Origin of the sequence: Streptomyces sp. URMC 127 (assembly GCF_051386535.1) — a bacterium.
Classification (GTDB): Bacteria; Actinomycetota; Actinomycetes; order Streptomycetales; family Streptomycetaceae; genus Streptomyces.
On sequence record NZ_JBPQTW010000533.1, the window covers coordinates 1 to 292 of the forward strand.

Below are 292 nucleotides of genomic sequence, written 5' to 3' on the forward strand. Positions count from 1 at the left end.
GCCGCGCACGGCCGCCTGCCGCGCGCACCGCGCGGTGGCACCGGGCTCGGCTCCGCAAACCTCGGCGGTGCCGGTGGACCGGGCGGCACCGCCAGGCGGCACGACCGGTTCCGAAGCCTTCCGCCCGGACCGGGTGGTCCGGCTCGTACGGCCGCCGGGCCGTAGTCACGGTTGCGGGTCAGCGCCGGATTTGCACCGGCTTCCCCCGATCCGAGGCGGGATGAAGTTGTCACGGACACTTTAACCGGACGACCTGAAGATCAACCTTCCCGCGGCGGGGGCGGGCCGGGCG

1 riboswitch is annotated in these 292 nt (G+C 74.7%).

Going from position 1 to position 292, the window contains the following annotated elements:
- Window positions 1–109: 109 nt before the first annotated feature.
- Window positions 110–264, reverse strand: a riboswitch (cobalamin riboswitch).
- Between the last annotated feature and the right edge of the window lie 28 nt (window positions 265–292).